The sequence below is a fragment of the Kitasatospora sp. NPDC001683 genome, assembly GCF_053596495.1.
In genome coordinates this window covers 178368-202375 of sequence record NZ_JBSFGK010000001.1, presented here as the reverse complement: position 1 = coordinate 202375, position 24008 = coordinate 178368, and the positions used below count along the sequence as shown (strand labels likewise).

Sequence of the window (24008 nt, the reverse complement as noted above, 5' to 3'; positions counted from 1 at the left end):
CGCCATGGCCGCGACCGCGGCACCGCGGCGGCGGTTCGCCGCGCTCGCCGCCGTGCCCCGCTTCGACCGGGCCCGGCTGCGCGGCCGGTTGCCGGCCGGAGCCGTCTTCCTGCCCTGGGCCCTGTCCTGGGGACTGCTGCCGTGACCGCGGCCGGCCCCCTCAGAAGCCGGTCGGCAGCCGGGGCGTGTACGGCGCCTCCAGGGCCGCCCGCTCCTCCCCGCTCAGGTGGAGGTCGAGCGCCGCCACCGCGTCGTCCAGGTGCCCCGGGCGGGTGGCGCCGACGATCGGCGCGGTGACCACCGGGTTGCCCAGCACCCAGGCCAGCGCGACCCGGGCCATCGGCACCCCGCGGGCCCCGGCGACCGCCTGCACCGCGTCCACGATCGGCCGGTCGACGTCCGCGAAGAACCGCCCGGCCACCGCGTCCTGCGCCGAGCGGGCCGTCGGCTCCCCGTACGGGCGGGCCAGTCGCCCCGAGGCGAGCGGGCACCACACCAGGCTCCCCACCCCCTGGTCGGCGAGCAGCGGAAACATCTCCCGCTCCTCCTCCCGCTGCACCAGGCTGTACTGGTGCTGCATCGACACGAAGGCCGGGCCGCCGTCCCGGGCCGCGGTGTGCCGCAGCTCCGCGAACCGCCAGGCCCACATCGAGGAGGCGCCGACGTACCGGACCTTCCCCGCCGCGACCACCTCGGCCAGGGCGGCCACGGTCTCCTCGACCGGGGTCGCCGGATCGAAGCGGTGCAGCTGGAACAGGTCGACGTGGTCGGTGCCGAGGCGGGCGAGCGACCCGTCGACCTGCTCCAGGATCGCCCGCCGGGACAGCCCCGAGCCGCCCGGCCCGTCGTGCATCGGCAGGCCCGCCTTGGTCGCGAGCACCACGTCCTCGCGCCGGGTGTAGCGCCGCACCGCGCGGCCGACCAGTTCCTCCGAGGCGCCGCCGCCGTACACGTTGGCGGTGTCCCAGAGGGTGATGCCGAGCTCCACGGCCCGCCGGAACACCGGCGCGGCCGCCTCCTCGTCCAGCGCCCACGGGTTGTGGCCGCGGCCGCTGCCGCCGAAGCCCATGCAACCGAGCGCGATCCGGCTGACCACCAGGTCGGTGCCGCCGAGCCTTCCGTACTCCATCGCGTCCCCCGTCTCAGGCCGGGTACGGCGCGGCGGCCCGAGCGTTCTTCAACGCTCCCGCCCACCAAACCAGTTGGTCGAACATGGTCTTGGCGTAGCCGGCCGCCTGCGGGTCGTCCGGGCGGCCGTCCGTCCAGGCGGTGAAGTAGTTCGGGAAGGACAGGCCGTCCCGGATGGTCACCGCGTGCAGCTCGGTCAGCACGTTCTCCAGGTGCAGCACGGCGTGCCGGCCGCCGGCCGCGCCGCCGTAGCTCACGAAGCCGACCGGCTTGGCCGTCCACTGGGTGAAGTGCCAGTCGATCGCGGCCTTCAGCGAGGCCGGGTGGCTGTGGTTGTACTCCGGGGTGACGATCAGGACGGCGTCCGCGCCCTCCAGGGCACCGGTCAGCCGCGCCATCCCGGCGGGGCGGGGGTAGTCGGCACCGGCGAACTTCGGCGAGGCGGCGGGCAGCGCCAACGGCAGGTCCACCTCGGCGAGGTCGACCACCTCGACCTCGAACCCACCGTGGGCGGCGGCCTGTTCGGCCACCCACGAGGACACCACCGGGCCGAACCGGCCCTCCCTGACACTGCCGACCAGGACCACCAGCTTGTACGTGTTCTTCTCCATGCCCACCACCATCGGCCCGCTGAGCAGGACCAGCCAGACCGTGCCCAGGCTGGCCCCCACAGGGCCACCCTCCGCGGCCCCCGCCCCCGTACGCTCGTCACATGGGCACACCACTGGGGGACTTCATCCGCGCCAAGCGCGACAGCATCCAACCCGAGACCTTCGGCCTGCCCGACTCCGGCCGCCGCCGCTCACCCGGACTGCGCCGCACCGACCTCGCCGTCCGCGCGGGCATCAGCGTCGAGTACCTCACCCGGCTGGAACAGGGCCGCGACCGCAACCCCTCCACCGCCGTGGTCAACGCCCTCGCCGACGCCCTCAGCCTCGACCCCGCCGAACGCACCCACCTGCGCTACCTCGCCAAGATCACCGGCGGCGCCTGCCCCAACCACGTCCGCCCGGCCCCGCCCACCCGCGAGGTCCGCCCCACCGTCCGCGAGACCCTGCGCCTCCTCGAACCGGGCATCGCCGCCGTCACCAACCGCCTCGGCGACGTCCTCGCCCACACCCCCGGCTACGCCGCCGTCCTCGGCGCCGCCGGCCTGCTCGACCACCCCGCCCCCAACCTCACCCGCTACGTCTTCACCGACCCCCGCGCCCGCACCCTCTTCCCCGACTGGGACGACGTCGCCGACGAGCAGGCCTTCGACCTCTGGCTCGGCCCCTCCGCCGAGAACTCCGAATGGCTCAGCACCGAACTCGCCCCCGTCGCCGGCCCCGAGTTCACCCGCCGCCTCGGCAACCAACTCGTCCCCCGCCGCGGCCCCCTCCGCCTCCACCACCCCACCGGCCCCGAACTCCGCCTCCATCGCGAAACCCTGGAGTTCCCCGCCGACGCCCAACAACTCCTCGTCCTCCTCCCCGCCGACCCCGAAACCGCCACCCACCTCGCCCAGTTGACCAGCCCGGCCGCACCCCGGCTCCGGGCGATCTCCTGACGCCCGCCCCCGCGCCGAGTCGAGCGCTACCGGACCGCGTCGGCGGCGGCTCGGGCGAACTCGCGGACGCGTTCGGTGGTGTTGGCCGGAAGCCAGACCGGGCCGCGTTCGATGGGTGGGGCGTCGTGGATGGGGACGTAGGCGAGGTCGGGGCGCGGGTAGTACTGGCGGCAGTGTTCGCCGACGGGGAGGACGCCCCGGCCCATGGCGACCAGGCTGAGCATCTCGGAGAAGGTGCCGCCGGACGGGCCCTTGGGGACGGGGCGGCCGGAGGGGGTGCGGTCGGGGGTGCGGTCGCGCTTGAAGCCGATCGAGGTCACCGCCGGGTACTGCACCACCGGGTGGTCCGCGAGCACCTCGAGCGACACCGAGGCCTCGGCGGCCAGCGGGTGCCCGGCCGGCACGGCCAGGACGCGCCGCTCGGTGAGCAGGACCGGCCCGAGCGTCATGCCGTCGAAGGGGTGGGAGGCGACCAGGACGTCGATCGAGCCGTCCTCCAGGCTGGAGCGGGAGTTGGAGAGCTGCACCTCCCGCACGTCCACCCGGCAGTCGGGGTGCCGCTCGCCGAACAGCGCGACCGCCCGGAGCAGCACCGGGGCCGTCCACTCACCGAGGAACGCGACCCGCAGTTCGCCGGTCACCCCGCGGCCCGCGTCCACCGCCCGGCGCAGCGCCTCCGCCATCGCGGCCACCACCGGGGCGAGGTCCCCGGCCAGCTGCCGCCCGACCGGGGTGATCCGCACGGACCGGCTGGTGCGGTCGAACAGCGGTGCGCCGACCCGGCGTTCCAGCTTCCTGACCACCTGGCTGACCCGACCGGTGGTGAGGCCCAGCCGTTCGGCGGTCCGGCCGAAGTGCAGTTCCTCGGCGAGCGCGAGGAAGACCTCGATCTCCAGCCGCTCCAACACCCCGTCCCCCGAACCCCGAATCGTTTAGTCCTACTCAATGATCGTACGGCGATCCGCCATTGATGATCCCTCGCGGCCGGAGGATCGTGGACCTCGTCCCCAGCGAACCCCACACCACCGGAGCCGATCACCATGCGCGTCGTCGCCCTCGACCACCTGGTCCTCAACGTCGCCGACATCGAGCGGTCCCTGGCCTTCTACACCGGCCTCCTCGGCCTGGAGCCGGTCCGGGTCGACGAGTGGCGGGCCGGCAAGGTCTCCTTCCCGTCCGTCCGGGTCTCCCCCGAGACGATCATCGACCTGTTCCACCGCCCCCGGCACGAGTCCAACGTCGACCACATCTGCCTCACCGTCGAGCCCCTCGACTGGCAGGAGGTCGTCGACTCCGGCGTCTTCACCGTCCTCGACGGCCCGGGCCCGCGCTACGGCGCCCGCGGCACCGCCACCTCCCTCTACGTCCAGGACCCGGACGGCAACACCGTCGAACTCCGCTGGTACCCCCAGGACGCCACCGAGGACGCCGAGGACACCGACTGAGCTCCGGTGCCCGCCACGGGCCGAACGGCGTCACGGGGGTTTCACCGGCGCGCCCGGTGTCCCGCCTGCCGGTCCAGCCGTTGCCGCGCTCCCCTGGCCGCGGTGAGCTGGCGCACCAGTTGGTGGAGCGAGATGACGCCGGTGAGCGGCGGCAGGCCGGAGACGACGACGGCGGGCAGCGTCCACGGGACGTCGGCGACGCACAGTCCGGCCGCGAGGCCGGAGAAGAGCACGACCACCACCCAGGAGTGGAACGGCTGACGTCCGTGCTGGACGGCACGCAGGACCGACAGACAGCCCGCGAGCCACGGTCCGTAGACGACCACCGGCCACACCCGCGACAGTCCGCTCGGCACGCACGAGAACGCCAGATCCTGGAGGGGCCCGTAGGAGAACACCCAGCTCAGCGCGCAGGCCGCGGTCACCGTCAGCGCCGTCAGCGCACCGAAGGCGGAGCTGACCAGGTGGGGCCAGGCCGGGCGGGGAAACGGAGGGCGTCGACGGTGCCGGGAGGCCGACGGTCCGCCCGGTCCGCCCGTCCCGCGGGCCCGGGACGGCTCGACCGGCGCCCGCGGAGGCGGCACGAACGCCGTCCCGTTCTCCCAGCCGGCCGACGCGACGACGGGGCTGAACGCCTGTGCGTCACCGGGCGCGGTGCCGAGGCCGTAGCCGAAACCGTCGTCGTACCAGTCGGCGGCCGGGCGGGCCGCCTCGCGGGCCCGGTCGCCGGGCGCGGCCCACGCCTCCAGGTCGGGCTCTTCGTAGTCGCGGCCCCCGTACGCGCCGAGCAGCTCGGTCATCCGGTCGTACACGGCAGGCTCCCCACCCGGCCGGCCGGCCGCGGCTCGGTCCGGCGGCCGGCCCGGTCCGGCGCCGGGCGGCCGGGTGACGCCGGCGGCCTCATGATTCGTCCGGGAAGAGCAGGGCGCCGATCCGCGCCGCGAAGTCGCTCTCCAGCTGGCCGATCTTCCGCACGAGGTCGGCCAGCGGGCGCGAGGTGTGCGCCAGGACGACGCGCTCGCCGTTGCGCAACAGGTAGCCGGTGGACACGTCGCCCACGGCGTTCCGGCGGTCGGGGACGAAGAGCCACGCCCCGAGCGGGGCGATCGACTCCCGCACCGTGGGCGGCGGGGCGTAGGGCAGGCATGGTGAGGTCACGGGTTCATCAACGAGAGGCGGCGGGCCCGGTTTTACGGCGTATGGGCGTCCTTCCATATTCGATATCGGAGTCGCTCCGCAAAATTACCCAGGGCGTGAAGGACCAGGGGGTGAACATTTTCCCGCCGCCCACGGGTTCGCACAAAGGGCCGGGGCGGAGGTAATCCTATACTCACTGCCGGCATCGCTCGACAAAAATCCCCAAGTAAAACCATTGCAAGAGAAACGTTTCTCCTCTTCGCGCGATGCTATGTTTCCCACTTGCTCTTGGCATATTCATCGGCTTGCGCCGGGCCGGATCGGACCCTGGGAGGCTTCTTGCTGAGCTGGAAGGAATACCGGGAAGCGGTAAGACTGCATCGCCAAGGATGGTCGATAATCAGGATCTCCCGACATCTCGGGCGTGATCGGAAAACCGTGAGGTCCTACCTCCGCGGAGAGCGGACCCCGGGCATCAGAATTTCCCCGCAGGACGGATTCCTCCAGTTCCTGCCATACTGCCGCCAGCGTCTCGCGGAGGACCCGCACCTGGCCGCCACCGTCCTCTTCGACGAGATCGTCGACCTCGGTTATGCGGGCGGCTACTCGACCTTCACCGGCGCCCTGCGCAGGCACCAGGCCCGGCCGAGCTGCCGGCAGTGCCAGGACCTGGCCGCGGCCGCGAGCGGCCGGCCCGTTCCCGAGCCCGGCGGGGGGACCATCGAGTTCGACTGGCTGCGACTGCCCGAGCCGCGGTCGGCCTGGGGCTACGGCAACCGGGCGGGCCTGCTGGTGGGCTCGCTCACCGAGCCCGGCGCGGACGCCGGCCGCGGCATCGGCCGCTGGTCGGTGGCGCTGGCGGAGGACCAGGAGCTGCCCCATCTCGTCGAGGCCGTCGACCTCGTGCTGAGACGGCTCGGCGGCACCGCCGGATCCTGGCGGTTCGGCCGGATGCCGACCGTGTGGTGCCCCCGGGCGGACCGGGTGACACCGGAGTTCCGGCAGGTGGCCGGACACTACGGGGTGCGCGTCGAGTGTCGCCTGCCGGCCGACCAGCGCTCCTACACCCGCCGGACCCTGGACGAGGCCCTCCGCTCGTGGTGGCGCGGGCTGCCGGAGGACACCACCCTGCGGGACGCCTGGGACGGTCTGGGCCGGTCCGCCGCACGCCTGGACACCCGGCGGGGGAGCACCGACACCACGGCCCTGCGTGAACTGCCCGCTCCGTACCCGGTCCGTGTCCGCGCCCGCCGCACCGTCACCGCCCAGGGCCTGGTGGCCTTCCGCGGCAACTTCTACGCCCTGCCGGAGCACCTGGTCGACGCACCGGTGGAGGTCCGCCGACGCCTCGACCAGTCCCACCTGTCGATCGCCACCCCCGCCGGAGCCGTCATCGCCCGCTGCCCGCTCGCTCCGCCGGGGGCCGGGCTGACGGTCGTCGAGCACAGCAGCGCCATCACCGTACTGGAGCGCCACCCGGCGCCGGCGCCCACCGACGCCCCGCTCTGCCGGCGGCACACTCCCCGTCCACCGTCCCCGCAGGCCCTGGCCGAAGCCGACGCCCTACGCGCCCGGCTCGACGCCCCGCCCGCCCGTCGGCCCGGCGGGGAACGCAACGTCGCGACGCCACGCGTGCCCACCCAACGGGATCGCCCGACCGGCGGCGCCGGGAGCTGAGCGGCACCGCACGAGCCCGACGGCCCGCCGCGCGCCGGGCCGTCGGGCGCCGTCGGCCGGTCCTAGGGAACGTCACGGACACTGCGTTGGAGGCCGGCGCACGGGCCGTACGCCCGGCATGGTCCAACGGCTCTTCAGCTCGGTCCACAGCACGGCAGAGACAGACGGCCCGGAACGGCGGGCCGCCGAAATAGCCGAGCCGGGGCCATGACGAAGCGACGAAGCGCTGTTCCCGAGGAGCAGGAGCCTCCGGGAACAGCGCTTCGAGTGCGGGCGTCAGTCCGCCAGCGGGAGGTAGACCCGGTTGCCCTGGGCCGCGAACTCGGCCGACTTCTCGGCCATGCCGGCCAGGGCCTCGGCGTCGAACTCGCTGGAGACGGCCGTCGAACCGTCGCCGTGCTCGTCGCGGATCTTCTGGGAGATCTTCATCGAGCAGAACTTGGGGCCGCACATCGAGCAGAAGTGGGCCGTCTTGGCGGGTTCGGCGGGGAGGGTCTCGTCGTGGAAGTCACGAGCGGTCTCCGGGTCGAGGGCCAGGTTGAACTGGTCCTCCCAGCGGAACTCGAAGCGGGCGTCGGAGAGGGCGTCGTCCCAGGCCTGGGCGCCGGGGTGGCCCTTGGCGAGGTCGGCGGCGTGGGCGGCGATCTTGTAGGTGATCACGCCGGTCTTGACGTCGTCCCGGTTGGGCAGGCCCAGGTGCTCCTTGGGCGTGACGTAGCAGAGCATCGCGGTGCCCCACCAGGCGATCATCGCGGCGCCGATGCCCGAGGTGATGTGGTCGTAGCCGGGGGCGACGTCGGTGGTGAGGGGGCCGAGGGTGTAGAACGGCGCCTCGTCGCAGATCTCCTTCTGGAGATCCATGTTCTCCTTGATCTTGTTCATCGGGACGTGTCCCGGGCCCTCGATCATCACCTGGACGTCGCGCTCGCGGGCGATCCGGCCGAGCTCGCCGAGGGTCTGCAGCTCGGCGAACTGCGCCTCGTCGTTGGCGTCCGCGATCGAGCCGGGGCGCAGGCCGTCACCGAGCGAGAAGGTGACGTCGTAGGAGGCCAGGATGTCGCAGAGTTCCTCGAAGTTGGTGTAGAGGAAGTTCTCCTTGTGGTGCGCCAGGCACCACGCGGCCATGATGGAACCGCCGCGCGAGACGATGCCGGTCTTGCGGCGCGCGGTGAGCGGGACGTACCGCAGCAGTACGCCGGCGTGGACGGTCATGTAGTCGACGCCCTGCTCGCACTGCTCGATGATGGTGTCCCGGTAGACCTCCCAGCTCAGCTCCTCGGCCTTGCCGTCGACCTTCTCCAGGGCCTGGTAGAGCGGCACGGTGCCGATCGGCACGGGGGAGTTGCGCAGGATCCACTCGCGGGTGGTGTGGATGTTGCGGCCGGTGGAGAGGTCCATGACGGTGTCGGCGCCCCAGCGGGTGGCCCAGGTCATCTTCTCCACCTCCTCCTCGATCGAGGAGGTGACGGCGGAGTTGCCGATGTTGGCGTTGATCTTCACCAGGAAGTTGGTGCCGATGATCGCCGGCTCCACCTCGGGGTGGTTCACGTTGACCGGGATGACGGCCCGGCCACGGGCCACCTCGTCGCGCACGAACTCCGGCTCCAGGCCCTCGCGCAGCGCCACGAACTCCATCTCCGGCGTCACCACGCCCCGCTTGGCGTAGGCGAGTTGGGTGACGGCGACACCACCGCGGCCGCGCAGCGGGCGGCGCGGGCGGCCGGGGAAGACGGCGTCCAGGTTGCGCAGGTTGCCGCCGCGCGGCGAGGTGTGCTTGATCCCGTCGTCCTCGGGGCGCGCCTCGCGGCCGTCGTACTCCTCGACGTCGCCGCGCTGGCGGATCCAGGCGTCGCGCAGGGCGGGCAGGCCGCGCCGCACGTCGGGCTCGTAGGCGGGGTCGGTGTACGGGCCGGAGGTGTCGTACAGCGGGACGGTCCGGCCGTTGGTGAGCTGCACCTCGCGGAACGGGACCCGCAGGTCGGGCCGGGACCCGTCGCGGTACGCCTTGCGCCAGGCCGGGGTGGGGTAGCCGGTGCGCTCGCTGCTGGGGGCGCTCTGGGCAGACTGCGGCTGTGCTTCGAACGTGGTCATCTGACCTCTACTCCCTACGCCGGCATTACCCGGTCCAGGTTCCTGCGGTCGACGCAGCCCTCGGTCCGTCCGTCGACGTCCCGGTCAGCGCCCTCTCAGCCCGGTGCTCCGAGCTCCCGCGTCGCAGGCGGTGTTGCCTGCACATGACGCCAACACCGTAGCGAGCGGATCGCCGCAGGTCCAGACGGCCCCCGAACCGAACCGGCCGGGCGAAGACGGCGCGAAGGCCGAGGCCCGGCCCCCGCGGACGGGGTGCCGGGCCTCCGGAGGTGCTCCGCACGGCGGCGGAGCTCGGTCAGCTCTTGGCGGCCTTCTTCACCAGGATCACCACGGCGGCCGCGATGCCGACGACCACCAGCAGCTTGATCACGATGCTCAGCAGAGCGCCGACCACGCCGAACACGAAGGCGATGACGTTCCAGGCCAGCACCAGGACCAGCACCGGGATGACGATGTTGCGCACCCAGGAGGGCAGCGACTTCCAGAGCTCAGCCATGTCGGTTCCTCTTCTCCCCTCGGGCCGGCTGCCGTCCGGTGCCGCATCCCGCTTGCTTTCGATGCTTCGATCGTACGGGGGCACGAGCGGCGGAACGAGGGTCAACGGCCCGGAGAGAACCCCGAGATCACCCCGATCCGACCCCCCGGGAGGACCCCCGAGAAACGGCGGGGGACCGGGTCGGACCGGCCGGCGCTCCCCGGCTCAGACCGGCCAGCGCTCCCCGCGCCAGGCGGCGTCCCAGAACATCCACTCGTAGCGCGAGGTGGTCCCGAAGTGCTCGACCACCCGGCGCCGTTCGGCCGCCGAGAGCTCCTCGCCGAGCCGGTCGGTGAGCGCCAGCACCCGGCGCACCACGGACTGGAAGGCCTCGTCGCCGTAGGTGGCGATCCACTTGGCGTACAGCGGGTCGGGGGAGCCCTGGGCGAGCAGCGCCTCGCCGACCCGGGCGTAGATCCAGTAGCAGGGCAGCACCGCGCCGAGCGCCTCGGCGAAGGACCCGCCGTAGACGGTGGCCAGCAGGTAGCTGGTGTAGGCCCGGGTGGTCGGCAGCACCGGCTCGGCGGCGGCCTCCTCGGCGGTGCCGCCGAAGGCGGTCAGGAACTCGGCGTGCATGCCCTGCTCGGCGGCGAGCGCGCCGACCGCGTCGTCGGCGAAGGCCCGGACGTCCTCCTCGCCGGGCGCCTTGGCGGCGCAGACGGCGAGCGCGCGGGCGTAGTCGCGCAGGTAGTGGGAGTCCTGGACGACGAAGTGGCGGAAGGCCTCGCGCGGCAGGGTGCCGTCGGTGAGGCCGCCGATGAACGGGTGGGCGAGGATCTCGGCGTAGATCGGCTCGATCGACGCCCAGAGCTCGTCGGTGAGGCTACGGGTCATACGAACGACCCTAGACCCACGCCCGGGCCCTCAGTCCTCCGGCGGCGAGAACACCACCAGCACCCGCAGCTCCTCGGTGATGTGGTGGAACCGGTGCGGGGTGCCGGCCGGGACGTACACCACGCTGCCGCGCCCGACGGTCGCGGTCTCGGCGCCGACGGTCAGCTCGGCGCGGCCGCTGATCACCTGGTAGATCTCGTCCTGGTCGTGCGCGGTCTGGGTGTCGGTGTCGCCGGGGGAGAGCGCGTACAGCCCGGCGGACATCCGCGGTTCGCGCAGGAACCGCAGGTACGCGCCGTCGTTGGCCGCCCGCTCGGCGTCCAGTTCGTCCAGCCGGAACACCTTCACCGCCGCCGTCCTCCTCCGCCCGTCCCGTCCGTCACGCCCGCCCCGTCCACCTCGCGGACCGGGGGCCGGGCCAGGGGCATTCAACACCAACAGCTTCCCCCGGAGCGGGGCGCCTGCCAGGCTTGGGCGGCATGAAGGGTTTCGTCATCAAAACACTGATCAACGCGGCGGCCATCTGGGTCGCCGCCTGGATCGTCAGCGGCATCCAACTCGCCGAGGGCAAGGCCGACTGGCAGCACAAGGCCCTGACGGTGCTCGGCGTCGCCGTGGTCTTCGGCCTCGTCAACTGGCTGATCAAGCCGGTGGTGAAGCTGTTCTCGTTCCCGCTGTTCATCCTCACGCTGGGCCTGATCACCTTCTTGATCAACGCCCTGATGCTGCTGCTCACCTCCTGGGCGTCGACCAGGCTGCAGTTGGACTTCCACGTGGTCAACTTCACTTCTGCGCTGGTCGGTTCACTGATCATCAGCGTGGTCGCCTGGGGCCTGCACCTGGCCCTGGACGACGACTGACCCGGTCGTGCGAGGCGTCGCACCCGACGACGCGAAAGGGGCCCGTGCCCGGGCGGTCCACCGGGTACCGGCCCCTTCGCCGTACCCCGGCCGCTACCCCGCGCCGCAGCCCCGGAGGATCTCCGCGAGCTGGGCGTCCAGCTCCCGCCCGGTGTGCTCCTGCCCGATCGGCACCAGCCGGTCGGTCCGCGCCAGGAAGGCGGCCAGCGGCGCGGCCGGGGCGTGCAGCAGCGCGTCCCCGTGGGGGTTGCGCAGCGCGATGCGGACCTCGGAGGGCTCCCCGCCGAGCGGGTGGATGTGCACGTCGCCCTCGCCGGACGGGCCGCTGAGGCCGTCCAGCAGCAGCTCGCGCGCGAAGACCCAGGTGACCGGGGCGTCACCGGGCAGGTGGAAGGCGAACCGGACCGCGTACGGATCGCCGGGCTCGTACCCCAGGTCCACCACGATGCCGAAGGACAGCTCGGGCGCGACCACGAGGTTCATCACCAGGTGCCCCCGGACTGTGCTGTGCTGCTGCATGGCGCCAGTACCTCTCTTCTGCCCGGCCTCGGCGTGTGGATGAGGCTTCCGTCGCGGCCGGACACGTTTTCGACGGTCTTGTGCAGGCGATCCACCTTCGATCCCCCTCGTCCGGGTTTGGGTTTCGACCCCCGCCCGGCGCGGGAGACTCCCGCACAACGCTCCAGCCCCGGAGGTCGCCATGGGCCCCGACAACCGAACCCCGCCACCGCGCCCGGTGGTCAAACGGACCGCGCGGGCGATCCTGCTGGAGCTGGACCCGGACGACCCGTACGGCCCGGCCTCGATCGTGCTGATCCGGCGGGTCCGGCCCGGGGCGCCGCACCCCTACTGGATCACCCCGGGCGGCGGGGTCGAGCGCGGCGACCGCACGGTGGTCGAGGCGCTGCACCGCGAGGTGGACGAGGAGCTCGGCGGCAAGATCGTGGACGTGGTGCCCGCCTTCGTCGACACCATCAGCCACACCCACCACGACGACGGCACCCTGCTGCACCCGCACGGGGTCAAGGTGCAGCACTTCTTCGTCTGCCGGCTGGCCTCGATGGACCTCAGCCGGCGGCACGGGCCCGAGGTGACGGACCCGAACGGCGAGTACGAGGTGGTCCGGCTGCCCTTCACCCGCGAGGGCGTGACCTCGGTGAACGTCGTCCCGCCCCGGCTGCGGGCGTACCTGGCGGCCAACATCGAGGGCATCCGCGCGCTCCTCGCACCCGATCTCGGCTGATCACCTGGAGGCCAGTTCGCCCACCAGGTCGTGCCGGATCCGCTCGGCCGGCAGGCCCGCCCGCAGCAGCACCCCGACCCCGCGCCGCACCATCGCGGGTGGGCCGCTGAGCACCGCCTCCCGGCCGTCCCACGGGCCGAACCGGCCCACCACCTCCGGCAGTTCGCCGGTCAGCGCGCCCCCGGCCGGGCCGGTGCCGGACAGCGCCGGGCGTACGGTCAGCCAGGGCAGGCGGGCGGACAGCTCGCGCAGCGCGTCCAGCTCGTACAACTCGGCGGCGCGGCGGGCCCCGTAGAACACCTCGACACTGCGGCCGGGGCCGCCGTGCTCGGCCGCCTCCTCGACCAGGGCGCGGATCGGCGCGATGCCGGTGCCGCCGCCGAGGCAGAGCAGTTCGGTGCCGGCGGCGTGGTCGACGGTCATCGCACCGGCGGCCGGGCCCAGTCGCAGCACGTCCCCGGGGGCGGCGCGGTGAACCAGCGCGTTGCTCACCCAGCCCGCCGGAACGGCCTTGACGTGGAAGGTCAGCAGCCCGTCCGGGCGGGGCGCGGAGGCGAAGGAGTAGTGCCGCCAGACCCGCGGCCACCAGGGCGTCTCCAGGCTGCAGTACTGGCCGGCCCGGAACGGGTAGGCCTGGTCCGGGCGGACGGTGAGGACCGCGACGTCCCGGGTGCGGCGCTCGTGCCGGAGCACCTCGCCCTGCCACCAGGGCGGCGAGGTGCGGGCGGCCTCCTCGGCGGCCTCGATCATGATGGTGGAGATCAGCCGGTAGGCGCGGCGCCAGGCCAGTTCGGTCCCGGTGTCCCAGCGGCCGCCCGCGTACCGGGCCAGCGCCTGCACCAGGCACTCCCCCACCGGGGCGTAGTGGCCGGTCAGGGTGCCGTAGCGGCGGTGGCCGCGACCGAGCTCGCTCAGCCGGGTGCGCAGTGCCGCCGGGTCCTCGGCACCGCGGGCGGCGGCCAGCAGGGCGCGGAACAGCCGGTCGCGCTGGACGTCCATGGCGGCGGGGAAGAGCGAGCGGACCTCGGGGTGCTGCAGGAAGAGCAGGGCGTAGAAGTGCGCGGTGGCTCGGTCCGCGACCGGCTCGACCACGGCCAGGCTGGCCCGGATCAGCTCGATGTCCCGTGCGGTGAGCGGGAGTTCAGCTCCCGCGGGGGACGTGACGGCGACCGGGAGTTGGGCGGCGGACGGCTGCGCCGCCGCCCAGGCGTCGCTCCAACTGTCACCGGGCCCTGACCAGTTGAGGCCTGGGGCGTCGGCGAACAGGGGCTGGAAGGCGGGTGCGGTACCGGTGGTCGAGGGCGGCTCCGGGTAGCTGGGCGGGGGGACGGCCGGCGGCTCGGCGGGCGGGGGCGGGATCACCGGCACCGCCGGTCGCACGTGCGCCGGTCCCGGCGGCAGGTCCGGCAGGCCCGGCGGCCCCGGCGGCAGGTCCGGCGGGTCCAGCGGCATCGGCGGACGTACCGGCTCCGCCTCGGCCGCCACCGGTTCGGCCGCCACCGGCTCGGGCACCAATGGTTCGGCCGCCACCGGCTCCGGCGGCAACTCCGGCAGGCCCGGGACGGCGGCGGCCCCCGCCGAGCCGTGCCCGGTGCGGATGAGAAGTGTTCTGCGGGACTTCACCGCTGCGTTTCGAGTACCCAAGAGAATCGTTTCGCCTCCGGCCGGCCTGCGCCACCACCTGGCTTGTCTCTGCTGACGCCTAGGCAGCGTGGCACGCCCGAAAAGCTCATCCGACAAATCACGCGAAGCCCGGACACCCGACCCGGGAACGCGCTACTCTCACTCGATCGGTGGTCGCCCTGAGTGCCGAGCAGCACACCCAGGGCGACCTCGCCCTGCTCAGACCGGCCCGCCCGCTACGGCGGGTTCAGAGCTGCCGCAGCAGCATCCCCGGCTGCTCGACGCAGTCCGCCACGAACCGCAGGAATCCGCCCGCCGTTCCGCCGTCGCAGACCCGGTGGTCGAAGGTGAACGACAGCTGGGTCACCTCGCGCACCGCCAACTCCCCGCCGTGCACCCAGGGTTTGGCCACGATCCGGCCGACCCCGAGCATCGCCGCCTCGGGGTGGTTGAGGATCGGGGTGGAACCGTCCACGCCGAACACCCCGTAGTTGTTCAACGTGAAGGTGCCGCCGGTCAGTTCGGCCGGGGTGAGCGAGCCACTGCGCGCCGACTCGGTCAACCGTCCCAGCTCCTCGCCGAGTTGCTCGGTGCTGCGGGTGTGCGCGTCCCGGACCACCGGGACGACCAGTCCACGCTCGCCCTGCGCGGCGAAGCCCAGGTGCACCGCCGAGTGCCGGACGATGCCCGAACCGTCCTCGGTCACACTGGAGTTGAGCTCCGGGAAGCGGGCCAGCGCGACCGTGCAGATCCGGGCCAGCAGCGCCAGCACACTGACCTTGGGCCCCGGCGTGGCGTTCAACTGCCGCCGCAGCGCCATCAGTTCGGTGGCGTCCGCATCCACCCAGCAGGTCGCGGCGGGGATCTCCCGGTGGCTGCGACTGAGCTTCTCGGCCACCGCCTTGCGCAGCCCGCGAAGCGGGACGACGCCGTCCTGCGCCGCGGCCGCCACGGGCGCGGCGACCGCCGGAGCGGCCACCTTCGCCGCGACCGCCCGTTCGACGTCCGCCCGCATGATCAGCCCGTCCGGCCCGCTGCCGGCGACCGCGGTCAGGTCGACCCCCTGCTCCCGGGCCAGCCGCCGCACCAACGGCGAGATCACCGGCACCACGGCCGGAGCAGCCGGAGCAACGACAGCGGCAGCAACAGGAGCAGGAGCCGCAGCCGCAGCCGGTGCACCCACCCGACGCCGCCGCGCACCCCTGCTCTCGGCGACCCCGTACCCCACCAACGGCCGCTCGACCTCGGCAGTCGAACCAGGCGAAGCAGGCGAACCAGCCGGAGCGTCCTCCGCCCCGCCCCCCGCCGAGGCCACCGCGACCGTCACCAACGGCGCGCCGACGGCGATCTCCTCGCCCTCCTCGCCGTACCGCGCGGTGACCACCCCGCCGTACGGGCAGGGCACCTCCACCACGGCCTTGGCCGTCTCCACCTCCACCACCGGCTGGTCGACCGCGATCACCTCGCCGACCTCGACCATCCAGCGCACCACCTCCGCCCCGGTGAGTCCCTCACCGAGGTCGGGCAGCCGGAACTCCCGTACGACGGGCATCATCCTCAGTCCTCCCACTGCAGCCGGGCGACCGCGTCCAGGATCCGGTCCACCCCGGGCAGGTGGTGGTGCTCGAGCATCGGCGGCGGGTACGGGATGTCGAAGCCGGTGACCCGCAGCACGGGTGCGGCCAGGTGGTGGAAGCAGCGCTCGGTGACCCGGGCGGCGATCTCCGCACCGGTGCCGCCGAAGCCGCTCGCCTCGTGCACCACCACGGCCCGGCCGATCGAGCGCACCACCCGGGTGACCGTCTCGTCGTCGAAGGGCACCAGGGTGCGCAGGTCCAGCACCGCGAGGTCCCAGCCCTCGGCCTTCGCCGCCTCGGCCGCCTCCAGGCAGACCGGCAGCGAGGGGCCGTAGGTGATCAGCACCGCGGAGGTGCCGGTGCGCCGCAGCACGGCCCGGCCGATCGGCTCGACCGGTACCGCCGGGTCGAACTCGGCCTTGCCCCAGTAGAGCCGCTTGGGCTCCAGGAAGACCACCGGGTCGTCGGAGGCGATCGAGGCGCGCAGCAGCCCGTACGCGTCGGCGACCGTCCCCGGGGTGACCACGTGCAGGCCGGGGGTGCTGGTGTAGTACGCCTCGGAGGCGTCGCTGTGGTGCTCGACGCCGCCGATGCCGCCGCCGTACGGGATGCGCACGGTGATCGGCAGCGGAAGCTTGCCCGCCGTGCGGTTGCGCATCTTGGCGACGTGCGAGAACAGCTGCTCCAGCGCCGGGTAGGCGAACGCGTCGAACTGCATCTCGACCACCGGGCGCAGCCCGTACATCGCCATGCCGATCGCGGTGCCGAGGATGCCGGCCTCGGCGAGCGGGGTGTCCAGGCAGCGGTCGGGGCCGAACTCGGCGGTGAGCCCGTCGGTGATCCGGAAGACGCCGCCGAGCGCGCCGACGTCCTCGCCGAGCACGTGGACCGTCGGGTCCTCGCGCATGGCGTCCCGCAGGGCGGAGTTGAGCGCCTGGGCCATGGAGGCGGTACGGGAGGAAACTGCCGTCGACATCAGTGCTGCACCTCGGCCTCGGCGGCCAGCTCGGCGGACAACTGGGCGGCCTGCTCCCGCAGTTGCGGGGTGGGCTCGGCGTAGACGTGGGCGAACAGCGTCATCGGGTCGAGCTCCGGGTCGGCGTGGAACTCGGCCCGCATCCGGGCCGCCAGCGCCTCCGCCTCGTCCGCCGCGTCCTGCACCAACTCGTCGTCCAGCAGGTTGAGTTCGCGCAGCGCGCGGTCCATCAGCAGGATCGGGTCGTGCTCCCGCCAGGCGTCCACCTCGGGCTCGGTGCGGTAGCGGGTGGCGTCGTCGGCGTTGGTGTGGGCCTCGATCCGGTAGGTCAGCGCCTCGATCAGGGTCGGGCCCTCGCCGGCCCGGGCCCGCTCGACGGCCTCGGTGAGCACGGAGTGCAGGGCGGGCGCGTCGTTGCCGTCCACCAGCCGGCCCGGCATGCCGTAGCCGACGGCCTTGTGGGCCAGACTGGGCGCGGCGGACTGGGCGCTGAGCGGGACGGAGATCGCGTAGCCGTTGTTCTGCACCAGGAAGACCACCGGGGCCCGGAGCACGGCGGCGAAGTTCAGCGCCTCGTGGAAGTCGCCCTCGCTGGTGCCGCCGTCGCCGAGCATGGCCAGCGCGACCACCGGCTCGCCGCGCAGCCGGGCGGCGTGCGCCAGTCCGACGGCGTGCGGGGCCTGGGTGCCGAGCGGCGTGCAGAGCGGGGCGGTGCGGCTGGCGCGCGGGTCGTAGCCGGTGTGGGCGTTGCCGCGCAGCAGGGTCAGCGCCTCCAGCGGGTCGACGCCGCGGGAGACCACGGCGAGGGTGTCGCGGTAGCTGGGGAACAGCCAGTCGCGCTCGCCGAGCACCAGCGCGGCGGCGACCTGGCAGGCCTCCTGCCCGGTGGAGGCCGGGTAGACGGCGAGGCGGCCCTGCTTGGTCAGGGTGGTGGCCTGCTGGTTGTAGCGCCGGCCGACGACGAGTCGCCGGTAGAGCTCGCGCAGCAGCGCCGGGTCGTGCTTCTCCAGCGCGGGGGTGCCGAGCACCCGGACGGGGGAGACGTCCGGGAGGAGGGGCGCCGGATCGGTGCGCGGGGCGGTGGCTCCGGGCATCCAGCCCGGCACGCCGGTGCGGTGTCTGTGGTCGAGAACGGTCATCTCGGGGCACCTCCAGGGGTGGCGGGGGCTCCCTACCGATTGTTCGGTCGTCTGTTCATCTTGACCAGAAGCGTGACAAGGTGGTGGACATTCGGCCCGTTCGGCGGTCGACTGGTGGCAGTGCGTCCAATCGGTGAGGGTGGGGGGTCATGTCGGCTGAACAGGTGTCCAGACTCGACCGGGTCGACCGGTCGATCCTGCGGCTGCTGCAGCAGGACGGTCGCGCCTCGATCCGCTCGGTGGCCGAGCGGGTGCACGTGTCCCGGGCCAACGCGTACGCCCGGATCTCCAGGATGGTCGAGGACGGCGTCATCCGCGGCTTCACTGCCAGGGTGGACCACGAACGGGCCGGTCAGGGCGCGTCCGCGTACATCACCCTGAAGATCGTCCAGAACTCCTGGCGCACCGTGCGCGAGCAGCTGCTGGAGCTGCCCGGGGTCGCCCACATCGCCCTGGTCGGCGGGGACTTCGACGTCCTGCTGCTGGTGCACACCGCCGACAACCACGCCCTGCGGGAGCTGGTGCTCAACCGCATCCAGTCCATCCCCCAGGTGCTCGGCACACGAACCATGCTGGTGTTCGAGGAGACCGACCAGGTGCCCCCTGATTAGGCGCCCTTCGCCTCCAGGGCGCTCAGGACGCGCGAGCCGTCAGGTGCGCGCCCGCAGCCCGTCGAAGGCCAGGTGCACCACGGCGTCCGCGACCCCGTCCGCCGCCTTCAGCCCCGGCCGGTACCACTCCACGATCGAGTTGATCATCCCGAACAGCAGCCGGGTGGCCAGCCGCGGCTCGACGTCCCCGCGCAGCGCCCCGTCCGCGACGGCCGCCCGCACCAGCTCCGCCACCTGGTGGTCGAAGTCCCGCCGCCGCTCCAGCGCCCACAGCTCGGTGGCCGTGTTGCCGCGCACCCGCAGCAGCAGCGTCACGTACGGCAGCTCCGCCAGCAGCACCTCCGCGGTGCGCCGCACCACGTGCTCCAGCCGCTCCACCGCCGGGCCCTGGACCGCGGCCGGCTCGGCCAGGATCGCGAACAGCCCGTCCAGCGCCCGCCCGACGGCCAGTCGCAGCAGCTCCTCCTTGCCGCGGACGTGGTGGTAGATGGAGGACTTGGAGATCCCGGCCGCCCGGGAGAGGTCCTCCATCGAGGTGCCGTCGTAACCGCGCTCGTTGAACACGTCGACGGTCACCGCGAGCAGTGACTCGACGGTGTAGGCGGTGCGCGTGGTGTGATCGGCCATCCTCCGAGTATCCCCGGGCACCCTGCGGCCCACTCGATCGGGTCCGGTTGGTCCACACCTGCCGGAGGGGGCAGGCCCTAGAATCTGCGGACGATCGTCCACGTCCAGCAGGCTGGGGTCCACAGCTGATGAACGCAATACCGGCAGTCTCCTCCGACGTGCCCGAGCAGCGCAGCGAGGAGCCGGCGGACGTCCCGCACGCCTGGCAGGAGCGCGCCCGGACCCTGGTGGTGCGCTTCGGTCCGGCCGTGTGGTGCTACGTGGTGCTCAAGCTGATCGGCTTCGCCGTCTTCATGAAGCTGCTCTCCTTCGCCGGCGACTACGCCAAGAAGCCGGCCCGGTTCGGCGGCGGCGCCAACCCCTGGGACGTCCTGGCCAGCTGGGACGGCTGGTGGTACCAGCAGGTCGCCCAGTTCGGCTACCACCCGGCGCTGGTCCCGATCCCGGGCGGCCAGCCCGGCTTCACCATCGAGCAGAACTCGGCCGCCTTCTTCCCGCTCTACCCGGGCCTGATGCGGCTGACCTCGGACGTCACCGGCCTCGGCCTGTACGGCGCCGGGATGCTCGTCTCGGTACTGGCCTCGCTGTTCGCCGCCGCCGGGATCTACGCCGTGGTGGACAAGCTGTCCGGCCCCCGGGCGGGCGTGATCGCGGCCGGGATCTGGGCGATCGCCCCGGGTTCGGGCGCCGAGTGGGCGGTCTACTCGGACTCGCTGTTCGTCGCGCTGGCCGCCTGGGCCTGCTACTTCACGATGACCAGGCAGTGGGTCGCGGCCGGGGCGATCACCCTGGTCGCCGGGCTCAACCGGCCGACCGCGGCGGCGCTGATCGGAGCCGTCGGCCTGGCCGCGCTGGTCGAGCTGTACCGGCGGGAGAGCGGGGTGCTGCGCCCGCTGGCCGCGCTGCTGACGGCCCCGCTCGGCCTGCTCGGCTACGTGGCCTGGGTGGGCTGGAAGACCGGCGAGTGGGGCGGCTACTTCCGCATCCAGCACGACGCCTGGCTGCACTACTTCGACTGGGGCCAGGGCACCTGGCAGGCGATCCGCGGCGTGCTGCTGGGCCGCAACGACTACCCCTTCGCCTTCCCGGTGCCTGACCTGCTGGCCACCCTCATCGTGTTCAGCCTGCCGGTGCTGATCGTGCTGCTGGTCCGGCTGCGCCCGCCGCTGGTCCTGACCGCCTACACGCTGGCCACGATCGTCTCGGTGCTCGGGAGCCTGGGCATCTTCGGCAACGTCTCGCGCTACCTGCTGCCGGCGTTCCCGCTGTTCATCGCGCTCGCGGTGGGGATGCGCAAGCTCAGCTGGCCGGTGCTGGCGACCGTGCTGGGCACCGGCGCGATCGCCTCGGGCTGGTACGCCGGGTACGTGATCTTCGAGCTCGGCGTGCCGTAGACCGGCAGCACGAAGAACCCCGGGGCGCGTCCGACCAGGACGCGCCCCTTCGCGTTCCCGCCGGATTCCGTTCCCTTCCCGCCGGAATCCGTCCCCTGCACCCTCTTGAGCCGACCGATCGTTCGGTTACTCTGTGACGTGTCCCGTCCTCCCCCTTGAGGAGCGCACAGATGTCCGCAGCGGTCACCCACCCCCTCGTCAGCGAGCTGGTCGAGCGCCACCAGGCCACCCTGGACGCCGCGCTCGCCGCCGCCGCGAAGCGCGACTACTGGTCCGCCTACCCCGAGTTCCCGAAGGCCTACGGCGAGAACGGCCCGGCGGACGGCAAGGCCGCCTTCGACGCCCTGCTCGGCCGGCCCTTCGTCCTCGACGGCCACCCCACCGACGGCGACCAGGTCGGCGGCGAGGCCTCCCCGTACGGCATCGAGCTGGGCATCACCTACCCGCACGCCGACCCGGACGCGCTGATCGCCGCGATGCGCGCCGCCCAGCCCGGCTGGGCCGCCGCCTCGCCGCTGGAGCGCGCCGCCGTCTGCCTGGAGATCCTGCACCGGATCAACGCCCGCTCCCACGAGTTCGCCCAGGCCGTCATGCACACCACCGGCCAGGCCTACGGCATGGCCTTCCAGGCCGGCGGCCCGCACGCCCAGGACCGCGGCCTGGAGGCCGTCGCCTACGCCTACGCCGAGCAGACCCGGCTGCCCCGGCAGGCCGGCTGGACCAAGCCCCAGGGCAAGCGCGAACCGCTGGTGATGACCAAGGAGTTCACCGTCGTCCCGCGCGGCCTCGCGCTGCTGATCGGCTGCAACACCTTCCCCACCTGGAACGGCTACCCCGGCCTGTTCGCCTCGCTGGCCACCGGCAACCCGGTGCTGGTCAAGCCGCACCCGCGGGCCGTGCTGCCGCTCGCGCTCACCGTCGCGATCGCCCGCGAGGTGCTCACCGAGGCCGGCTTCGACGCCAACCTGGTCTGCCTGGCCGCCGAGCACGACGGCGGCACGGTCGCCGCGACCCTCGCGGTCCGCCCCGAGATCAAGATGATCGACTACACCGGTTCCACCACCTTCGGCGACTGGCTGGAGGAGCACGCCAAGCAGGCCCAGGTCTACACCGAGAAGGCCGGCGTCAACGCGGTGGTGATCGACTCCACCGACGACTACAAGGGCATGCTGGGCAACCTGGCCTTCGCGCTCTCGCTCTACAGCGGCCAGATGTGCACCACCCCGCAGAACCTGCTGATCCCGCGCGGCGGCATCAGCACCGACCAGGGCGACAAGTCCTTCGACCAGGTGGTCGCCGACCTCGGCGCCGCCATCGAGGGCCTGCTCTCCGACGACGCCCGCGCCGCCGCCATCCTCGGCGCCGTGGTCAACCCGGGCGTGCTGCAGCGCTCGGCGGCCGCGGCGAGCGGCGAGTACGGCGAACTCGCCCTCGCCCCGCGCGCGGTGGTCTCACCCGACTTCCCCGGCGCGACCGTCCGCACCCCGGCGCTGATCAAGCTCAACGCCGACAAGCCGGACGACCGCGCGGTCTTCCGCACCGAGTGCTTCGGCCCGGTCTCCTTCGCCGTCGCCGTAGAATCCACCCCCGCCGCCGTGGAGTTGCTGCGCACCACGGTCCGCGAGAAGGGCGCCATGACGGCCTCCGGCTACACCACCTCGCCCGAGGTGGAGGCCCTGCTGGTCGAGGCCGCGCTGGACTCCGGCGTCTCGCTCTCGCTCAACCTCACCGGCGGCGTCTACCCCAACCAGACCGCCGCCTTCTCCGACCTGCACGGCACCGGCGCCAACCCGGCCGCCAACTCCGCCTATTGCGACGGCGCCTTCGTCGCCAACCGGTTCCGCACCGTGGAGATCCGCCGGCACAGCTGAACCCCCGTCCGCATCGGTCCCCCGGTGGTCATCGGCCACCGGGGGACCGGCGGTTCACAGCTCCGGAGGCGCCAGCGATGATGGAGGCTGGGAGAACGCCGGGAACGGCGTCCAACCGCCCTCCGAACAACGGGAGCTGATACATGACCGTGAAGCCGACCACCGAAACCGACGTCATCGTCGTCGGCGCCGGACCGACCGGACTGCTGCTGGCCGGCGACCTCGCCGCCGCCGGGGTCGGCGTCACCGTCCTGGAGAAGCGCGCCTCCGAGTCCAACCTCACCCGGGCCTTCGCCGTGCACGCCCGCAGCCTGGAACTGCTGGACGCCCGCGGCCTCGCCGACGAGTTGATCGCCACCGGCCGCCCGCTCAGCGGACTGAGGATGATGAACCGGCTCGGGATCGACTTCGGCTCGCTGCCCAGCCGCTTCCCGTTCGTCCTGATCACCCCGCAGTACAACGTCGAACGGCTGCTCCAGGAGCGCGCCGAACGGGCCGGCGCCGTGATCCTGCGCGGCGCCGAGGTCACCGGGCTGCGCCAGGACGCCGAGCGCGTCACCCTGGAGACCGGCGACGGGCGGACCCACCGCGCCCGCTACGCGGTCGGCACCGACGGCGTCCGCTCGGCCGTCCGCGAGCTGCTCGGAATCCCCTTCCCCGGCGAGTCCGTGGTCGACTCCGTGATGCTCGCCGACGTCCGGCTGGAGCGCGAGCCCGCCGACGCGATCGCCGTCGGCGCCAACAAGGCCGGCTTCTCCTTCGTCGTCCCGTTCGGCGACGGCTGGTACCGGGTCATCGCCTGGGACCGCAACGAGCAGCACGCGGACGGCGCCACCCCCACCCCCGAGCAGCTCACCGCGATCGTCCAGGCCACCCAGGGCGAGGACTACGGCCTGCACGACGTGCGGTGGAGCTCCACCTTCCACAGCGACGAGCGCCAGGCCCCCAACTACCGCTCCGGCCGGGTCTTCCTGGCCGGCGACGCCGCCCACTGCCACTCCCCGGCCGGCGGCCAGGGCATGAACACCGGCCTCCAGGACGCCGCCAACCTCTCCTGGAAGCTCGCCGCCGCCCTCCGGGGCCGGGCCACCGACGCGCTGCTCGACACCTACCAGGGCGAACGGCACCCGGTCGCCAGAACGGTGCTGCGCACCTCCGGCGCACTGATCCGGATCGCCCTCGCCGAGTCCGCCCCCACCCGCGCCCTGCGCGGGGCGCTCACCGCGATCGGCGGCCACCTCGACCTGCTCACCGAGCGCGGCGCCCGGATGGTCTCCGGCATCGAGATCTCCTACCCCGCCCCCAAGGGCGCCCACCCGCAGGTCGGCAAGCGCGTCCCGGACCTGCGGCTGACCGCGCTCAGCAAGCCCGCCGAGGACGCCCCGGCCGCCCCCGAGCGGCTCTACGAGGCGCTGCGCGCCGGGAAGTTCGTCCTGGTCAGCAATGACGAGCTGACCGCCGTCGAGCCCTGGGCGGACCGCCTGGTCTGCGCCGCCCCGGCCGACCCGCACGGCAAGCTGGCGGACACCGTGCTGCTGATCCGCCCGGACGGCTACGTCGCCTGGGCCGCCGTCGACCCCGGCCAGGGCGAACTCCGCGAGGCCCTCACCACCTGGCTGGGCACCGCCACCGAGGCCTGACCCCGGCTCAGCCCGTCCGCCGTCCCACCCGGTTCCCGCGCCCCGAAGAGG

Annotated in this window: 25 protein-coding genes; 10 read left to right on the top strand and 15 right to left on the bottom strand. The window is 73.1% G+C overall.

From position 1 onward, the window contains the following. The first annotated feature begins 4 nt into the window (after window positions 1-4). Entirely contained in the window at window positions 5-145 is a 141-nt protein-coding gene (locus tag ACWCYO_RS00920; protein WP_449782927.1) for a hypothetical protein, read from the top strand. 15 nt (window positions 146-160) lie between these two features. On the opposite strand, the gene ACWCYO_RS00915 is transcribed toward ACWCYO_RS00920, so the two are convergent. After that, window positions 161-1129, bottom strand: a complete 969-nt coding sequence (locus ACWCYO_RS00915) for an aldo/keto reductase (protein ID WP_270145580.1) — start codon at window positions 1127-1129, stop codon at window positions 161-163. 13 nt (window positions 1130-1142) lie between these two features. Further along, on the bottom strand, window positions 1143-1739 hold the full coding sequence (locus ACWCYO_RS00910) for an NADPH-dependent FMN reductase (protein ID WP_449782937.1): 597 nt from the start codon (window positions 1737-1739) through the stop codon (window positions 1143-1145). A 101-nt stretch (window positions 1740-1840) separates the two neighbouring features. Between ACWCYO_RS00910 and ACWCYO_RS00905 the strand changes: the two genes are divergently transcribed. After that, window positions 1841-2677 (top strand): helix-turn-helix domain-containing protein, encoded by an 837-nt coding sequence (locus tag ACWCYO_RS00905; protein ID WP_270145582.1) that lies wholly within the window; start codon window positions 1841-1843, stop codon window positions 2675-2677. A gap of 26 nt (window positions 2678-2703) precedes the next feature. On the opposite strand, the gene ACWCYO_RS00900 is transcribed toward ACWCYO_RS00905, so the two are convergent. Then, complete coding sequence (locus ACWCYO_RS00900; RefSeq protein WP_270145584.1) at window positions 2704-3585, bottom strand: LysR family transcriptional regulator; 882 nt, start codon at window positions 3583-3585, stop codon at window positions 2704-2706. Window positions 3586-3717: 132 nt separating this feature from the next. On the opposite strand from ACWCYO_RS00900, the gene ACWCYO_RS00895 reads away from it, so the two are divergent. Beyond that, window positions 3718-4122, top strand: coding sequence for a VOC family protein (locus ACWCYO_RS00895; protein ID WP_270145586.1), 405 nt, complete (start codon window positions 3718-3720; stop codon window positions 4120-4122). Between the two features lie 41 nt (window positions 4123-4163). Here the strand turns inward: ACWCYO_RS00895 and ACWCYO_RS00890 are convergent, their stop codons facing one another. Both ACWCYO_RS00890 and ACWCYO_RS00885 read right to left on the bottom strand, forming a co-directional pair. Beyond that, the gene (locus tag ACWCYO_RS00890; RefSeq protein WP_270145588.1) at window positions 4164-4934 is read right to left on the bottom strand and encodes a hypothetical protein; all 771 of its coding nucleotides are present in this window, start codon (window positions 4932-4934) and stop codon (window positions 4164-4166) included. A gap of 88 nt (window positions 4935-5022) precedes the next feature. Beyond that, entirely contained in the window at window positions 5023-5280 is a 258-nt protein-coding gene (locus tag ACWCYO_RS00885) for a hypothetical protein (protein ID WP_270145590.1), read from the bottom strand. A 261-nt stretch (window positions 5281-5541) separates the two neighbouring features. Here ACWCYO_RS00885 and ACWCYO_RS00880 point away from each other — a divergent pair, with 261 nt between their 5' ends. After that, window positions 5542-6936 (top strand): Mu transposase domain-containing protein, encoded by a 1395-nt coding sequence (locus ACWCYO_RS00880; protein ID WP_449782926.1) that lies wholly within the window; start codon window positions 5542-5544, stop codon window positions 6934-6936. 276 nt (window positions 6937-7212) lie between these two features. On the opposite strand, the gene thiC is transcribed toward ACWCYO_RS00880, so the two are convergent. The 4 genes from thiC to ACWCYO_RS00860 form a co-directional block, all read right to left on the bottom strand. Then, entirely contained in the window at window positions 7213-9027 is a 1815-nt protein-coding gene (gene thiC / locus ACWCYO_RS00875; RefSeq protein WP_270145594.1) for a phosphomethylpyrimidine synthase ThiC, read from the bottom strand. Between the two features lie 295 nt (window positions 9028-9322). Further along, window positions 9323-9523 (bottom strand): DUF5326 family protein, encoded by a 201-nt coding sequence (locus tag ACWCYO_RS00870; protein ID WP_030278197.1) that lies wholly within the window; start codon window positions 9521-9523, stop codon window positions 9323-9325. A gap of 204 nt (window positions 9524-9727) precedes the next feature. After that, window positions 9728-10396 (bottom strand): thiaminase II, encoded by a 669-nt coding sequence (gene tenA, locus ACWCYO_RS00865; RefSeq protein WP_449782925.1) that lies wholly within the window; start codon window positions 10394-10396, stop codon window positions 9728-9730. A 30-nt stretch (window positions 10397-10426) separates the two neighbouring features. Continuing rightward, a complete protein-coding gene (locus tag ACWCYO_RS00860; protein WP_270145602.1) occupies window positions 10427-10744 on the bottom strand; it encodes a cupin domain-containing protein in 318 nt (105 codons plus the stop codon). A gap of 131 nt (window positions 10745-10875) precedes the next feature. Here ACWCYO_RS00860 and ACWCYO_RS00855 point away from each other — a divergent pair, with 131 nt between their 5' ends. Then, a complete protein-coding gene (locus ACWCYO_RS00855) occupies window positions 10876-11256 on the top strand; it encodes a phage holin family protein (RefSeq protein ID WP_270145604.1) in 381 nt (126 codons plus the stop codon). 93 nt (window positions 11257-11349) lie between these two features. Here the strand turns inward: ACWCYO_RS00855 and ACWCYO_RS00850 are convergent, their stop codons facing one another. After that, window positions 11350-11739, bottom strand: a complete 390-nt coding sequence (locus ACWCYO_RS00850) for an SsgA family sporulation/cell division regulator (protein WP_270151102.1) — start codon at window positions 11737-11739, stop codon at window positions 11350-11352. Between the two features lie 217 nt (window positions 11740-11956). On the opposite strand from ACWCYO_RS00850, the gene ACWCYO_RS00845 reads away from it, so the two are divergent. Next, window positions 11957-12499, top strand: coding sequence for an NUDIX domain-containing protein (locus ACWCYO_RS00845; protein WP_270145606.1), 543 nt, complete (start codon window positions 11957-11959; stop codon window positions 12497-12499). Here ACWCYO_RS00845 and ACWCYO_RS00840 read toward each other — a convergent pair whose 3' ends face one another. From ACWCYO_RS00840 to pdhA, 4 genes are all read right to left on the bottom strand, one after another. Then, window positions 12500-14122: a globin domain-containing protein gene (locus ACWCYO_RS00840; protein WP_449782924.1), complete on the bottom strand. Its 1623-nt coding sequence runs from the start codon at window positions 14120-14122 to the stop codon at window positions 12500-12502. 247 nt (window positions 14123-14369) lie between these two features. Then, window positions 14370-15674, bottom strand: a complete 1305-nt coding sequence (locus ACWCYO_RS00835) for a dihydrolipoamide acetyltransferase family protein (protein ID WP_449782936.1) — start codon at window positions 15672-15674, stop codon at window positions 14370-14372. Window positions 15675-15679: 5 nt separating this feature from the next. Next, a complete protein-coding gene (locus ACWCYO_RS00830) occupies window positions 15680-16675 on the bottom strand; it encodes an alpha-ketoacid dehydrogenase subunit beta (protein WP_270145610.1) in 996 nt (331 codons plus the stop codon). Beyond that, window positions 16675-17814, bottom strand: coding sequence for a pyruvate dehydrogenase (acetyl-transferring) E1 component subunit alpha (gene pdhA / locus ACWCYO_RS00825; RefSeq protein ID WP_449782923.1), 1140 nt, complete (start codon window positions 17812-17814; stop codon window positions 16675-16677). Before pdhA ends, ACWCYO_RS00830 begins: the two co-directional genes overlap by 1 nt. A gap of 149 nt (window positions 17815-17963) precedes the next feature. Here pdhA and ACWCYO_RS00820 point away from each other — a divergent pair, with 149 nt between their 5' ends. Beyond that, window positions 17964-18425, top strand: a complete 462-nt coding sequence (locus ACWCYO_RS00820) for an Lrp/AsnC family transcriptional regulator (RefSeq protein WP_270145612.1) — start codon at window positions 17964-17966, stop codon at window positions 18423-18425. A gap of 39 nt (window positions 18426-18464) precedes the next feature. On the opposite strand, the gene ACWCYO_RS00815 is transcribed toward ACWCYO_RS00820, so the two are convergent. Further along, window positions 18465-19052 carry a TetR/AcrR family transcriptional regulator gene (locus ACWCYO_RS00815; RefSeq protein ID WP_270145614.1) on the bottom strand — a complete coding sequence of 196 codons (588 nt, stop codon included), beginning with the start codon at window positions 19050-19052 and terminating at the stop codon, window positions 18465-18467. Window positions 19053-19180: 128 nt separating this feature from the next. Here ACWCYO_RS00815 and ACWCYO_RS00810 point away from each other — a divergent pair, with 128 nt between their 5' ends. The 3 genes from ACWCYO_RS00810 to ACWCYO_RS00800 all read left to right on the top strand — a co-directional run bounded on the left by ACWCYO_RS00810 (window position 19181) and on the right by ACWCYO_RS00800 (window position 23957). Continuing rightward, window positions 19181-20446 carry a glycosyltransferase family protein gene (locus tag ACWCYO_RS00810; protein ID WP_270145615.1) on the top strand — a complete coding sequence of 422 codons (1266 nt, stop codon included), beginning with the start codon at window positions 19181-19183 and terminating at the stop codon, window positions 20444-20446. 170 nt (window positions 20447-20616) lie between these two features. After that, window positions 20617-22317: a phenylacetic acid degradation protein PaaN gene (paaN, locus tag ACWCYO_RS00805; RefSeq protein WP_270145617.1), complete on the top strand. Its 1701-nt coding sequence runs from the start codon at window positions 20617-20619 to the stop codon at window positions 22315-22317. Window positions 22318-22460: 143 nt separating this feature from the next. Next, window positions 22461-23957 (top strand): FAD-dependent monooxygenase, encoded by a 1497-nt coding sequence (locus tag ACWCYO_RS00800; protein WP_449782922.1) that lies wholly within the window; start codon window positions 22461-22463, stop codon window positions 23955-23957. Window positions 23958-24008: the final 51 nt, after the last annotated feature.